This window comes from Bacteroides sp. AF34-31BH (genome assembly GCF_003602795.1).
In the GTDB taxonomy this organism is placed as follows: Bacteria; Bacteroidota; Bacteroidia; order Bacteroidales; family Bacteroidaceae; genus Bacteroides; species Bacteroides uniformis.
The window spans coordinates 168273-182694 of record NZ_QTLV01000001.1 but is presented as its reverse complement, the minus strand read 5'-3'; the positions used below and the strand labels follow the sequence as shown (position 1 = coordinate 182694).

The following is a 14422-nucleotide window of genomic DNA, read 5'->3' as shown; positions in this document are numbered from 1 at the left end:
CTTTTTTCTAACCCCCTTTTTTGTATATGAAACAGATTATAGACATTGAAACTTGGGAACGCCGGGATAACTACAACTTTTTCCGCAACTTTGTTAGCTCCTGGTATTCCATTACTACAGAGATTGATTGTACAGAGGCAAGTCTGGCTGCCAGAGCAGCGGGACGCTCTTTTTTCCTTTACTATCTTTATGCCGTGCTCCGTTCGGCAAACGAGGTGGATGAACTTCGTTTCCGTAAAGACAAGAATGGACAGGTCGTCTTTCACGATCGGGTGGATATCATTTCTCCGATAGCCGTTCCCGGTAAGACTTTCTATACAATACGCATACCTTATCACGAAGATTTCAACCGCTTTTATGCCGAAGCCTATGCTTTGATTACCAATATTCCCGAAGATGGCGATCCTTATGGAGCCGAGAAGCATCTCGCGCAGCAAGGCGATTACGATGTAGTGCATTTGAGCGCTGTCCCTAAGATGTATTTCACCTCTACCACTTATACGCTTGCCGAAGCCGGGAATGCTTGCAGCCACCCTTTGATGACTGCCGGAAAAACGGTGACCCGTGAAGGGCGTCTGGTATTTCCACTTTCCATCTATGTGGATCATTCTTTTGTTGATGGTTCGCACTTGGCATCCTTCTTCGGAAAGATAGAAGAATACCTGAAAGAGATTTCACATGAATAAATCATAAAAGAGTAGTATCTATGAAGCGTTTCGTTTTTCTAACCGTTCTTTGTTGCCTGGTGCTTGGAATGAGAGCCCAGACAGCCAAAGAAGAAATCTTTGCAGATGTTCATCGTTCGGCAGCCAATTACTATGCCTATCCCGAACCGACTGTGGAGCAGACAGCTCCTCCTGCAGGTTATAAACCCTTTTATCTGAGCCACTATGCCCGTCATGGTTCACGGTTCCTTATAAATCCGGATGATTACGAGAAGCCGTTGGCAGTGATGCGTGAGGCTGATGAGAATGGTGTGCTCACTGAGTTGGGAAAGAAGACACTTTGTGTTTTGGATAGCGTCTCGCGCATGGCTAAGAGCAGATATGGCGAACTGACTCCGCTGGGTGCACGCCAGCACAAAGGCATTGCAGAGCGAATGTACAAGAATTTCCCGGAAGTCTTTAAAGGAGAAGCCGAGGTGGATGCATGCTCCACGGTGGTTATCCGCTGCATTCTTTCTATGGCGGCAGAATGTTTGAAGCTGCAATCTCTCAATCCGAAGTTGCAGTTCAAGAACGATGCCAGCTATGCCGACATGTACTATATGAATAACGATGACCCCTATGTCAAGACATTGTGCAAGGCGGATGAAGTGGTCGAGGCGAAGGCTGCCATCCGGAAGGAGCATGTACATCCGGAACGCTTGATGAAGGCTTTGTTCAACAACGAGGATTATGTAAACTGGAAAGTGGATGCCGGCAGATTGATGACCCGGTTGTTTGATGTGGCAAGCAACATGCAGAGTCTCGACACGAATCTGGAACTTTACTCTCTCTTCACCAAAGACGAATGCTATGATTTGTGGCAAATCAGCAACAAGAATTGGTATATATCCTATGGCCCGTCTCCGCTCACCAAAAGCGAAATACCTTATATGGAATCCAATCTGCTGGAAAATATACTGAATACGGCCGACACTTGCATCGTGAAGAAAGAGAACAGCGCAACTTTACGTTTCGGCCATGAATCTTGCCTGCTTCCTTTGGTATGCCTGCTGGAATTGGGTGATTGTGCTTATCAGACTACCGATTTAAGCAGACTCGATGAAACTTGGCGAAACTACAAGATTTTCCCGATGGCAGGCAACGTTCAATTCGTTTTCTTCCGCAAGAAAGGCAGTGATGACATTCTTGTAAAGGTGCTGCTCAACGAGCATGAGATGAAACTTCCGGTAGAAAGCGAACTGGCTCCTTATTACCATTGGAAGGATGTGGAGGCTTATTATAGGAATAAACTGAAAGCCTATAGACGATAGAAGCGTGTTAAAGCCGGTCATTGCTTGAGGGATGAACCGGCTTTATTTTTCATTTTTCTTTTTTCTTTCCCGAATTTTACATACGTTTGCAACATCTTAGCGATACCTTTGTACTTGAATGTAAAGATAGCCCTATGTATGCAGCAGAAACTCTAATTGATGAAAAGGCACTTGTTCTCCGCCTGATAGATGGAGATGAGGATGCTTTTTGTGAACTGTACGCTGCCTATAAGGGCCGCCTGATATACTTTGCCATGCGTTTTCTGAAGTCGCGCGAGCATGCCGAGGATGTTTTTCAGGACGCTTTCACCGTGATTTGGCAGAGCCGACGTTTCATCAATCCCGATGCTTCCTTCTCTTCCTACCTTTATACAATTGTTCGCAACCGTGTGCTGAATCAGCTGCGCGACCTCGATAACCAGAACAAACTCAAGGAGCATGTCCTTGCGCAGGCTGTGGATTATACCGATGAAACGAAGAATGAAATTCTAGCTAATGACTTGCGGCAACTAATCTTGCGTGCATTGCAGCAATTGACGCCCCGCCAGCGTGAAATCTTTGAAATGAGCCGTGAACAGCAGATGTCTCACAAGGAGATTGCTGAAACGCTGGGTATATCGGTCAATACGGTGCAGGAGTCTATATCCTTGTCATTGAAATCGCTGCGCGGATATTTGCAGAAGAACTCGGTAGCGGCTGCCGACCTCGTGCTGCTTCTTGTTTGTATGAATTTGTAATGAAGCCCATCTTTCTTCCGTATGAGATAAAAAACGTTAAATACACCCTAGATGCTTCGCTTTTGCGTGTACTATTCTTTTAAAAGGGATAGTTTAAGAACATCTTTGTAGCTCCCCGCAAAAAAACGATTATGAAACATAACGAGAAAGATAAGACTTTGCTTCGCCGTTACTTGGATGACTTGTACACGGTTGAAGATGTCAGCAAGTTGGCAGACCACTTGGCTGTGCCGGAACCGGAAGGCATCCTTGAGGAACTGGCTGCCGATGTTTGGGACGAATCAGCGTCGCAACAACCGCTGACTGACCTCGAACGCGAGAAGTCGAAGAAAGAGGCGCGCCAATTGTTGAAGCGCATCGAGCACAAAAAACGGACCTGGTTTCGCCGCATGGCAACTGTCGCTGCAGCTGCGGTTCTTTGTTTGGTGCTGGGTGGCGTCGGATATCTGGATTACATCAACGAACAGCAGATTTCTTATCTGGAAGCCTCGACCTCTTATGGCGAATGCAAGCAGGTGTTGCTTCCTGACGGCACGCAACTGGTCTTGAACTCCTGCTCCCGCATTCGCTATCCCGACCGCTTTGCGGGCAACGAACGCAGGGTGGAGCTCGAAGGTGAGGGCTACTTTCGGGTTCATCGCAACGAGAAGCAGCCGTTCATTGTCAATACCCATCATTTCGACGTTCGTGTATTGGGCACGTGCTTTGATATCAAAGCTTATTTGTCCGATGAGGTTGTTTCTGTCGATGTGGAGAGTGGCAAGGTGCAAGTGGACTTGCCAGAAGCCATGATGCGCTTAAGCGCCCAGGAGCGGGTGTACATCAATACCATTTCCGGCGAATACAACAAGCAGCATGAAAAACGCACTGTGGCAGTATGGCGGAAAGGCGGATTGCGATTCAGCAGTACTCCGATAAACGATGTTGCAAAAGAGTTGGAACGCGTTTATAATTGCTCCATCTCTTTTGCCGAAGGGCAGGTGTTCAAGAATCTGATTTCGGGCGAGCACGACAACAAGAGCCTGGAAGCTGTGTTGCAGTCTATCGAATATACCAGCGGCATTCATTATAAGAAAGATGGGAACAAGGTATTGCTCTATAAATAGTGTGAATCAGGAGTTGAATTTGACTCGCTATTATACAGTTATAAGCAAAGCCTTATATCGAACTCAGGCCAATATAGAAAAAAGGGCTTGGTGCTGTCCGTTTGAAGGGTATTTGAAAGGCGTTTGTAGTGTACTGTGCAGGCATTCATTGTGTTTCGCACATACGTTTCTCCTGAAAAGTCTTTGAGTTTGTTGACGCTCCACTTAAGTGAACAAGTATGTTCACTAAGATGGCCCGAATTGTTCACTATCGTGAAGAAGACAGACCACTATAGTGAACACACTATCAATTCACTGCATTTTTCGTAAGAAACACCGATGCTTTCCCTACAAATGACGGGGCAGAAAGATACTCGGCAAGGTGAGTGAGAGCAATTTCCATGGGTGAGGGCAAAACTTGCCCTCACCCATGGAAATTGCTCTCACTCACCTCCGAAACACCGATGAACAGGGAGGTTCAGGAAAACGGTGAGGGTGGTGAGGGCAAGTTGAAGAAACTCTTGTTACTCAAGCACGGATTATTTCTTTCTTATCAGTTATGAACTGTTTCAGAAACGCTTATGAGTTAAAAGTACTATCTCAATTCCCCTCCTTCAAGAAGGAGGGGTGCCCAAAGGGCGGGGTGGTAGGTGAGGAAAGAAAACCTTATTCTTATGATTCATAGGTGTTTATTGTTTTACCTACCACCTCCCCCTACGGGTAGAAGGTGTGTCAGAAGTGATAAGGGAACACGAATTACACAAATTACGCAAATAAGCGACTCGGATAATCCCTGATTATCAGTAGTCATTAAAAAGCATGATTTGTATAATTTGCGTAATTTGTGTTCTAAGTTTCTATTTCGACACACCCTCAATTGAGATAGTACTGCTAATCACTTAGGTTCCTTTCTTATCAAATATGAATATAATTCAATCACTGCTTCGCATAAATAGTGAAAATATCTTAATGAGACCCCTGCTTCTTCGGGCGACTGTGTACTATATATAAGCGAATCGCCAGAGTGTTAACCTTTATCATTAATAAAATTAAGTATGAAACCACCAACTTGAGCTACACAAAAAAATAGGAGCTGTCTCTAAGAGAAGCCCCTATTCCGGTAATCCGGACGGATATTCATTCGTTTCGACCCGTGTGAATAACGTATCGCGCATTACACATCTTTGTTTTTAATAATTTATTTCAATTACTAAAACGCACAAATTTATGAATAATCTTCCTAATACTGAAAGGAAATGTAGAAATGTAGATTCATTTTTAGCTTTTTTACTGTTCGTATGCTTGTTGTTTACAGCCCCATACGTGCGGGCACAAGAGACAAGAAGCATTACACTGAATGTTCAGAATGAAACGGTAGAGAATGTGTTCAACCAACTGGGCGTGCAGACTGGTTTGAAATTCTTCTATGACCAAGAAATAGTCAATGCAGCTCCACGCATCTCCATCCATGTTTCCAACGCTTCTTTGCAAGAGGTCTTGGAGCAGATTACCTCGCAAGCAAAATTATATTTCAATAGGGACAACAATACAATATCCGTAGGCAATCAGAAAAGTGGAGAGCTTATTGAGAAAGTGAGGACAAAGACAATCAACGGAAAAGTGGTAGACCCAAACGGGGAGCCGATTATCGGTGCCAGTGTATTGGTAAAGGGCACTGCCAATGGAGTGATTACCGATCTTGACGGAAATTATAGCCTGGCCGATGTACCCGGGAATGCGATGCTCGCCTTTTCATATATCGGCTATCAGACGGTAGAGATAAAAGCGGGCGGCAAAGGCCTGGACAGAATCGTCTTGATGGAAGACAACGAGTTGCTGGACGAAGTAGTGGTTGTGGGATATGGTGTGCAGAAGAAGCGCGACGTGACTACTGCCATTGCCAGCCTTCGTGCCAGTGATATGAAAGGCCAACCGGTTACTTCCATGGCCGAGGCGATGGTGGGCAAGATGCCGGGTGTGCAGGTGTCTCAGTCGACGGGTGCTCCGGGCTCTTCCTTGCAGATTAAGGTACGCGGAACGGGCACTATTACGGCAGGAACCTCTCCGCTCTATGTTGTGGACGGTGTGCCTCTTGCCCAGGAGCAGCTGAATACGTTCAATATGAACGATGTAGAGTCCATCGAGGTGCTGAAAGATGCTTCTTCGGCTGCCATCTACGGTTCGCGTGGTTCGAACGGTGTGGTACTGATTACTACCAAGAGAGGGCAGGAAGGGCGTGCTACAGTTTCCTATAACGGATACTATGGCTGGCAGACGGTTTCAAAGAAGATAGACATGCTGAATGCCTACGAGTATGCCGATTTGGTGAACGATGCACGCAACAATACGTATACCGACAAGATGGAGTCCATCAACCGTAAGCTCATAGCGCAGAATAAGAATCCTTTGTCTTTTGACATCTCGGACAGCAATGCCATCCGTCTGCAAAATACAAGCAATGATTATAATACAATTGTTCCCGTTGAAATCTTGCCATACCTGAGAGGTGAAAAAGGACTGGTAGACACGGACTGGCAGGACGAAATCTTCCGTACGGCAGGCATGCAGAGCCATTCGGTTTCTGTCTCAGGCGGCAGCCCGAAGATAAGATATTATGCGTCTGTAGATTATTTGTCACAAGAAGGTGTCATTATCAACAGTGACTTTACGCGCTACAGCTCGCGCTTCAACCTCGATGTAACCGAAGGTATTTTCAAGTTCGGCCTTTCGCTCAATCCGTCTGTAACGATAGAGAATGCGGTTAATTCTGACGGCGCTTACAATTCGGGCGGTGGCGGTATCATTGCTTCGGCGCTGCACAGTGCTCCTATATTTCCGGTTTATAATCCCGACGGTTCATTTTGCTTCTCTCAGAATGCCTGGAGTCCCAATACACAGACAGTACTCGAAAACGGTTCCATAAAGAAAGGTAACAGCCAGACGCAAGTATGGAATCCCGTAGCATTAGCCATGTTGCAGAAGGACGAAACGAAGGCATCCCGTGTTTTTGGCAATATTTACGGAGAAGTGGCTTTTATGCCCGAATTGAAGTATCGGGCCAATTTCGGTGTGGATATTTACAGTAGCTCGCAAGATACGTTCCGTCCGTCCACTATCCCCATTTCCAATACGGAGGGAAATCCGGAGTCGGTGCCCGAAGCAACGGCGAAGACTGCCAAGATGTACAACTGGCTGTTTGAGCAAACGATGAGCTATAATAAGGAAATCCACGGGCATTCTCTTTCTGCACTGGTAGGCTGGACCATGCAATACCAACGAGACGAAAGTACTTATGCTTTTGCCAACGGATTCATTACGAACAGCGTGCCCACTCTCAATGCAGGTACCGTTACCCGCGGCAATTCGCATGCTTCCGAATGGGCCTTGCTTTCAGGACTTGCCAGAATTCAGTATAACTATAAAGGCAAGTACATGCTTACAGGAGCAATCCGTGCCGACGGTGCTTCCCGTTTTGGCAAACAGAACCGTTGGGGATGGTTTCCGTCGGTATCTGCCGGATGGCGTCTGACGGAAGAGCAATTTATGAAGTCGCTGACTTTCATCGACGACTTGAAACTTCGCGCCAGCTACGGTCTGACGGGTAACTTCCGTATTCCCAACTATGGTGCACAAGGCGAAGTTGCCTATTATAGTTATGTGTTGGGCGGAAGCAATGCCGAAGTAATAAAGGGTGCGGCCCCCAAGAGCATGCCCAATCCCGAACTGCATTGGGAAAAGACAGCGCAGGTGAATGTAGGTTTCGATGCGTCGCTGTTCAGTAACCGTTTGACTTTGGGGCTGGATTTATATAACAGTAACACGTATGACTTGTTGCTCAATGTCCCCGTACCCATGACAACCGGTTACAACACTCGCCTCGAGAACATCGGCAAGGTGAACAACAAAGGTGTGGAATTCAATATCGCCACCAATCAGAAGATGGGCGATTTCAACTGGAGTGTTTACTTCAATATCTCGAAGAACATCAACGAAGTGAAAGAACTTGGACCGGGCAATGCCGATATTATTTCTTCCGGTTCGGTGAGCAATGCCTATTTCATAACCCGCGTGGGTGAGGCCATCGGAAGCTATTATCTTCCAGTGGTAGAAGGTGTCTATAAGAATCAGGCCGAAGTGGATGCAGCTTTGCACTACAAGGATTCTCCCACCAACTACGGACTGGCCGACACGAAGCCGGGCGACTTCAAGTTCAAGGACGTCAATGGAGACGGGATACTTGATATTTCGGATACCGACCGCGCCATCGTGGGCAACTATATGCCCGACTTTACTTATGGCTTCGGTGCTACACTGGCTTGGAAAGGCATTGACTTCGGCATTGTGTTTCAAGGTGTGCAGGGCAATGAAATCCTGAACTTGTCTCGCCGGTATTTCTATAACCACGAAGGGAATATGAATAACTACAAAGGAGCTTTGAACCGCTGGAAGTCGGAAGACAATCCTGGTAGTGGAATGAATGTACGTGCCAACCGCGTCAGTAAGGGGCAGAACGGCACCACCTCTACATGGCACGTGGAAGACGGGTCTTACCTGCGCATCAAGAATATTTCGTTGGGATATACCTTGCCCGAAAACTGGCTCAAAAAGGTGTATCTGAAGTCGGCGCGCGTATACTGTTCCATCCAAAATCCGTTTACCTTTACCAACTATGAAGGCTATAATCCGGAAGTTTCAAATCGCAGTGCCGCTACTACCAATGGCGAAGACTATGGTGTATACCCGTTGGCAAGAACCACTTCGATAGGTGTTAATCTTACGTTTTAATCTTAAAAAGACAGTAATATGAAAAAAGTAATAATGTTTGTTCTTACAGCAATGGTTCTTTCAAGTTGTAGTGATTTTATAGACTTGAAACCTATTGATTTTCCTACGGAGGAAACCTTTTATAAGGATGTGAAGGGTTTGGAAGGAGCCGTTATAGGTATCTATGATGAGTTGCAATCCAGCGACCAGTATGGAGCGAAGTTCATGACTTTGATGGAAGTACGTGGTGACAATGTGAAGAATGACAATTCCGGTGCCAGTGGCGGCATCACTTATCAGATAGAAGTTTTCACGGAAACTCCGGCAAACTCCAACTTGTCGGGGGCATGGCTTTCGTTGTACAAGACTATTTATCGTTGCAACCTGGTGTTGCAGAATGTGGAAGAAGTGCCGATGTCCGACGAACAGCGCTCTCGCATTGCCGGACAAGCTTCGTTTATACGTGCTCTTTGTTACTTTAACCTGGTTCGCTTGTGGGGCGAGGTGCCCATCATTACAAAAACGCAGACCGTGGCCGAAGCGCGTAACAACAAGCGTGCTCCCATTGATGAAGTCTATGGGCAGATAATCAGCGACTTGGCTGTAGCCAAAGGTTTACCCGCGGTTTGGCCCGAATCGGAAAGAGGCCGTGCCACTTCGTATGCGGCGCATGCATTGCTGGCAAAGGTTTATTTATATAGGAAGAACTATCAGGAAGTGGTCAATGAACTTGCTCCGGTGGTAGCAGCCATTCATGCCGGAAAAGACTTGATGCTGGTGCCCATGCCGCAAACTTTTCCCAACGACTTGAAGACGAGCAAGGACATTATTTTTGCCGTTCAATATCTGAAAGGTGGAGTAGGCGAGTCGGTACATCAGAACAACCGCTATCGTAACAATGACAATGGCAATATCATCTCATTGGAGCAAGCGGAGTTTGAAAGCGACAAGGATAACCGTAAGGCCCTGGTAGAACCTACGGGCAGCGGACAGCGTCCGGGCAAGTTCAATGCTCCGGCAACGAACAATGAGACCAGTGCCGACTTTCCGGTAATGCGTTGTGCCGAAGTGATGCTGATGTATGCCGAAGCTGCCAATGAGCTTGCCGCTGTTCCTACACAAGATGCTTTGGATGCTCTGAATGCCGTACGCACAAATGCAGGTCTTGAAGGGAAAACATTGGCCGAACTGTCCACAAAAACACTCTTCCGCCAGGCAGTATATAAGGAACGCCGTTTGGAGCTTGCTCTGGAGTGCGACCGTTGGTTCGACATTGTTCGCACCGGACAAATGGCTGCCATATTTCCCGGTATTGATGCTTACCGGCAGCTCTATCCGGTTCCTCAAACCGAAATAGAGAATGTCAATGACAAAGCCGGTTGGCAGAACGAAGGCTATGCATTGGAATGATTGAATTTATAATCCATGAAATGATGAAAAAGATATATTTATTGCTGTTTGCTGTTTTGGCAGTATTGCAGCTTTCGGCTCAAGACCGAGTGACGCAGATTCGTGAAAAACTGATGAATCGCGACCAGAGTTCAGTAATTGTGGTAGCCCATCGCGGCGACTGGCGCAATTTTCCGGAAAACTCTTTAGAGGCAATAGACAATGCCGTTAGAATGGGTGTGGATATTGTGGAACTGGATGTAAAGAAGACAAAGGATGGTGAACTGATACTGATGCACGACCGGGCACTGGACCGCACAACCACCGGCAAGGGGCTGGTTTCGGAAGCCACTCTCGACTACATACGTGGGTTGAAGTTGAAAAACGGCTGCAACATACGTACCATCCACAAAGTTCCTACTTTGGAAGAGGCCTTGCTGCATGCCAAAGGCAAGATAATGATAAATCTGGACCAGGCCGACCTCTATTTCGACCAGATTTATGAGCTGATGAAGAAGACCGGAACCACCAAGCAGATTATAATGAAAGGGCGCAAAACAGCAGCCGAAGTCAAGAAACAATTCGGCGATTATCTGAATGACGTAATCTATATGCCCATTGTCGACCTCGACAAGCCGGGGGCCGAGGAACAGATAGAGACGTTTGTCAAGGAGATGTCTCCCGTAGCTTTTGAACTGCTGTATGTAAAGGACTCCAACCCGCTTCCCAAGAAGCTGGCAACGACTTTAGCCGACCGCTCCTTTATCTGGTACAACACTTTGTGGGATACGATGGCAGGCGGACACGACGATGACATGTCTTTGCAAAACCCCGATGAGGGCTATGGCTATTTGATTGACACATTGGGATGCCGCATCCTACAGACTGACCGTCCGGCTTATTTGCTGGAGTATCTGAGAACGAAAAAAATGCACGAATAAAGCAATTTGGTTCACTATCCGTTCGAGTTCCGCAAGCTTGGTTGCAAAGGCTCTGGCATAATACAAATTTATATTCAGTAATCTCTGTCATTCAGCGGAGTGTAGCGACGGAATATCTCCTTTCCTCGCTATACATCCGCCGGATGGTTGCGATTGAGCTTGCGAAACTTAAATCCAATAACAAAATACAATGTTGAAACATCTTATAAATTTCTACAAGGTTTCTTCCGATAAACCTTGTACCGACCTTTCTGTGTCCGCCTGTCAACGGCGCTTGAAGCGGCTGCAATGGTCTACTTTTCTTGCGGCAACGCTTGGCTACGGCATGTATTATGTATGCCGTCTCAGCTTGAATGTAGTGAAGAAACCGATAGTGGAGGAAGGTATTTTCTCCGAAACAGAACTGGGTATTATCGGTTCCGTACTTTTCTTCACTTATGCCATAGGTAAGTTTACAAACGGTTTCCTGGCCGACCGCAGCAACATCAACCGTTTCATGACTACCGGACTCTTGGTCACGGCATTGGTGAACCTTTGTCTCGGCTTTGTCCATTCATTCATCTTGTTTGCCATCCTTTGGGGCATCAGTGGCTGGTTCCAGTCGATGGGGGCCGCTTCTTGCGTGGTAGGCTTGTCACGCTGGTTCACCGACAAACAGCGCGGTTCTTTCTACGGCTTCTGGAGTGCGAGCCACAACATCGGCGAGGCGATGACATTTATCATCATTGCCTCCATTGTCAGTGCTTTCGGCTGGCGGTATGGTTTCTTTGGAGCAGGACTTGTGGGGCTGGCAGGTGCATTGATTGCCTGGCGTTTCTTCCACGATACACCGCAAAGCAAAGGGTTGCCCATTGTCAATATGCCTAAGGCGAAGAAAAAAATGAGTGTGTTGGAAAGCGAGGAATTCAGCCGTGCGCAGAAAGCCGTACTTCGCAATCCTGCCATCTGGATATTGGCACTCAGTAGTGCTTTTATGTATATCAGCCGTTATGCGGTGAACAGTTGGGGCGTATTCTATCTGGAAGCGCAGAAGGGCTATTCTACACTGGATGCCAGTTTCATCATTTCCATCAGTTCGGTCTGTGGCATTGTGGGTACGATGTTTTCCGGTGTCATTTCGGACAAGCTGTTCGGCGGCCGCCGTAATGTGCCCGCCCTTATCTTCGGACTGATGAATGTGGTTGCACTCTGCTTGTTCCTGCTGGTTCCCGGTGTTCATTTCTGGGTGGACGCTTTGGCCATGATACTTTTCGGCCTTGGCATCGGTGTGCTGATTTGCTTTCTCGGAGGGCTGATGGCTGTAGATATTGCTCCGCGCAATGCTTCGGGCGCAGCATTGGGCGTTGTAGGTATAGCCAGCTATATAGGTGCAGGATTGCAAGACGTAATGAGCGGCGTGCTGATAGAAGGGAACAAGCAGTTGGTGGATGGCGTGGAGGTGTACGACTTTACCTACATCAACTGGTTCTGGATAGGGGCGGCATTGCTATCTACATTGCTGGCTTTGTTTGTGTGGAATGCGCGGAATGAAGAAGAAGCATAGCACATTGCCAAAGCAGCTTAATTCTATCCTTACATCGGCAAATGAATAGAATAAGGGGAGTTTGCAACTAAAATTCGAGGCATCATAGCGATGCCTCTTTTATGGGATTTGATTTGCTGTACTTCCCAAATGCTCCTGGCTATAATTCTCATAGTTTGTGTATTTAGGGCAAACTTAGATAACAAATGTGTTTTGGAAAACAAACATCCTTTTGATTTTCAGAATGTGGAGTTGTCTTTCATTTAAAAACACTCAAAAAGTATGAAGTTCCTGCCGCACCAAAATCACTTTGAATTCTTTTTTCACATAATATTTCCTTTTATCTGCCTTTATTTGCGAAAATATTGATAATATTGCCATCTCTTTATGTCCGTAAAGGATATGCTTTTGTTGCAAAAATCTAAGGATATGGTCGATTCTACAGATGAAAAACGCTTATTGGCCGAATTGGGTGCAGGCTCTTTCCAGGCATTCGAGAAGCTCTATCACAGATATAGCGGTAAGCTGTATAACTTCATCATGCGTATTTCCGCGGGCAACCGGTATATGGCTGAAGAAGTGGTGCAGTCCACCTTTATCCGTATATGGGAGGTTCGTGGAACAGTGGACCCGGAATCATCATTCATATCTTTCCTCTGCACCATTGCCAAGAATCTGCTGATGAATATGTATCAAAGGCAGATGGTGGAGTTTGTTTATAATGAGTACTTGATGAAAAGCGGTATAGACCGTGATTTCCAGACGGAAGAAGGCATCGACCTGCACTTTCTGCATGAGTACATAGACTCATTGGCAGACAAGCTTCCCGAACAACGCAAAAAGATATTCATCCTGAGCAAAAGGCAGCATTACACCAATAAGGAGATAGCAGAACAATTGGGAATATCCGAGAGTACGGTTGCTACACAGTTGTCTCTTGCCGTAAAATTCATGCGCACGCAGTTAATGCAGAATTACGACGCTGTTCTTGCCCTTTTATTTGTATTCTTTGTTAATGAAGTGTAAATGTGACAAGGGATTTTGGATAATAAGCGGGATGAAAGTGTATACTTTTAAATAACAAAAAGATGGATAAGGCACAGTATAGAAAACTAATGGACTGGATGAAGAACGACTGCCACCTGCAAAACTGGTGGGAGGAGGAATTCGCCAAATCGGATGCAGAGATTGATTCTGCATTGCGCAACAAGATGTTTGTCCGTATCAAGGAAGAGACGGTTGGCAAGTCACGCTCTGCGCGGGTTATCCGTATGAATATTCTGAGATGGGCTGCCATGATTTGTCTGCCCGTTTGCCTCGCTTTCTTCACTTATTACTTGATAGACATGTCGCAAACACCCGGAATGCCTTTCGTTGTGAAGGCCGATAAGGGTGACAAGGCAAGGATTGAGTTGCCGGATGGGACGAATGTTGTTCTGAATTCAGCATCTCAAATGAGTTATTTGAATGATTTTGGTAAAAAAAACAGGTGTGTGCAACTCAATGGAGAAGCTTTTTTTAAGGTTGCTCATGATGAAAGTCGTACTTTCATAGTGCAAGTCGGTGAGCTGGAAGTGAAAGTTCTGGGAACTTCTTTTAATGTTTCGGCTTACGAAGACGACGAGGACATCGTTGTTGTGTTGCAAGAAGGTAAAGTAGGGGTGTACGCCCAAGGAATGTCGCACACCATGATTCCCGGCGACAAGCTGGAATACAATAAGCTTACCCAAAAGCTGACTACCACAAAAGTGAATTCCGAAGATTACATTGAGTGGATAAAGGGAAATCTGTATTTCGACAAAGAATCGTTGAAGAATATCATGAGTACTCTTTCGCGCATTTATAATGTAGAGATACGCTTTGAGTCGGATAAGCTTTTGAACGAACGTTTCACCGGAACCATCCCCGGCAATGGCATCCGGAATGCTTTGAACATGCTGATGCTTACTGCCGATTTTACGTACGAAATGGACGGCTCTGTCATCGTGATAAAAAGCAAATAGGTT

At 46.2% G+C, this 14422-nt stretch carries 10 protein-coding genes; all 10 read left to right on the top strand.

What is annotated here, in order from left to right; translation table 11 throughout:
* Window positions 1-26 precede the first annotated feature (26 nt).
* The 10 genes from DWZ67_RS00800 to DWZ67_RS00755 all read left to right on the top strand — a co-directional run bounded on the left by DWZ67_RS00800 (window position 27) and on the right by DWZ67_RS00755 (window position 14419).
* Window positions 27-686 carry a CatA-like O-acetyltransferase gene (locus DWZ67_RS00800; protein ID WP_005832761.1) on the top strand — a complete coding sequence of 220 codons (660 nt, stop codon included), beginning with the start codon at window positions 27-29 and terminating at the stop codon, window positions 684-686.
* A gap of 20 nt (window positions 687-706) precedes the next feature.
* On the top strand, window positions 707-1978 hold the full coding sequence (locus tag DWZ67_RS00795; protein ID WP_057089560.1) for a histidine-type phosphatase: 1272 nt from the start codon (window positions 707-709) through the stop codon (window positions 1976-1978).
* Window positions 1979-2112: 134 nt separating this feature from the next.
* Window positions 2113-2715, top strand: a complete 603-nt coding sequence (locus DWZ67_RS00790; protein WP_005832757.1) for an RNA polymerase sigma-70 factor — start codon at window positions 2113-2115, stop codon at window positions 2713-2715.
* Between the two features lie 131 nt (window positions 2716-2846).
* Entirely contained in the window at window positions 2847-3821 is a 975-nt protein-coding gene (locus tag DWZ67_RS00785; RefSeq protein WP_057089559.1) for a FecR family protein, read from the top strand.
* 1206 nt (window positions 3822-5027) lie between these two features.
* Window positions 5028-8585 carry a TonB-dependent receptor gene (locus tag DWZ67_RS00780; RefSeq protein WP_005832753.1) on the top strand — a complete coding sequence of 1186 codons (3558 nt, stop codon included), beginning with the start codon at window positions 5028-5030 and terminating at the stop codon, window positions 8583-8585.
* 18 nt (window positions 8586-8603) lie between these two features.
* Window positions 8604-9974, top strand: coding sequence for a RagB/SusD family nutrient uptake outer membrane protein (locus DWZ67_RS00775; protein ID WP_057089558.1), 1371 nt, complete (start codon window positions 8604-8606; stop codon window positions 9972-9974).
* Between the two features lie 23 nt (window positions 9975-9997).
* Window positions 9998-10894 carry a glycerophosphodiester phosphodiesterase family protein gene (locus DWZ67_RS00770; protein WP_120138130.1) on the top strand — a complete coding sequence of 299 codons (897 nt, stop codon included), beginning with the start codon at window positions 9998-10000 and terminating at the stop codon, window positions 10892-10894.
* 190 nt (window positions 10895-11084) lie between these two features.
* Entirely contained in the window at window positions 11085-12437 is a 1353-nt protein-coding gene (locus DWZ67_RS00765; protein ID WP_005832748.1) for an MFS transporter, read from the top strand.
* A 408-nt stretch (window positions 12438-12845) separates the two neighbouring features.
* On the top strand, window positions 12846-13442 hold the full coding sequence (locus DWZ67_RS00760; RefSeq protein ID WP_120138129.1) for an RNA polymerase sigma-70 factor: 597 nt from the start codon (window positions 12846-12848) through the stop codon (window positions 13440-13442).
* A gap of 62 nt (window positions 13443-13504) precedes the next feature.
* Complete coding sequence (locus tag DWZ67_RS00755) at window positions 13505-14419, top strand: FecR family protein (protein WP_117887680.1); 915 nt, start codon at window positions 13505-13507, stop codon at window positions 14417-14419.
* The last annotated feature ends 3 nt before the right edge of the window (window positions 14420-14422 follow it).

Bases quoted from the DNA above. Each gene is read 5' to 3' on its own strand.
- DWZ67_RS00785 (WP_057089559.1), top strand. From the start codon at position 2,847: ATGAAACATAACGAGAAAGATAAGACTTTGCTTCGCCGTTACTTGGAT.
- DWZ67_RS00775 (WP_057089558.1), top strand. From the start codon at position 8,604: ATGAAAAAAGTAATAATGTTTGTTCTTACAGCAATGGTTCTTTCAAGT.
- DWZ67_RS00800 (WP_005832761.1), top strand. From the start codon at position 27: ATGAAACAGATTATAGACATTGAAACTTGGGAACGCCGGGATAACTAC.
- DWZ67_RS00795 (WP_057089560.1), top strand. From the start codon at position 707: ATGAAGCGTTTCGTTTTTCTAACCGTTCTTTGTTGCCTGGTGCTTGGA.
- DWZ67_RS00770 (WP_120138130.1), top strand. From the start codon at position 9,998: ATGAAAAAGATATATTTATTGCTGTTTGCTGTTTTGGCAGTATTGCAG.
- DWZ67_RS00765 (WP_005832748.1), top strand. From the start codon at position 11,085: ATGTTGAAACATCTTATAAATTTCTACAAGGTTTCTTCCGATAAACCT.
- DWZ67_RS00780 (WP_005832753.1), top strand. From the start codon at position 5,028: ATGAATAATCTTCCTAATACTGAAAGGAAATGTAGAAATGTAGATTCA.
- DWZ67_RS00755 (WP_117887680.1), top strand. From the start codon at position 13,505: ATGGATAAGGCACAGTATAGAAAACTAATGGACTGGATGAAGAACGAC.
- DWZ67_RS00760 (WP_120138129.1), top strand. From the start codon at position 12,846: ATGGTCGATTCTACAGATGAAAAACGCTTATTGGCCGAATTGGGTGCA.
- DWZ67_RS00790 (WP_005832757.1), top strand. From the start codon at position 2,113: ATGTATGCAGCAGAAACTCTAATTGATGAAAAGGCACTTGTTCTCCGC.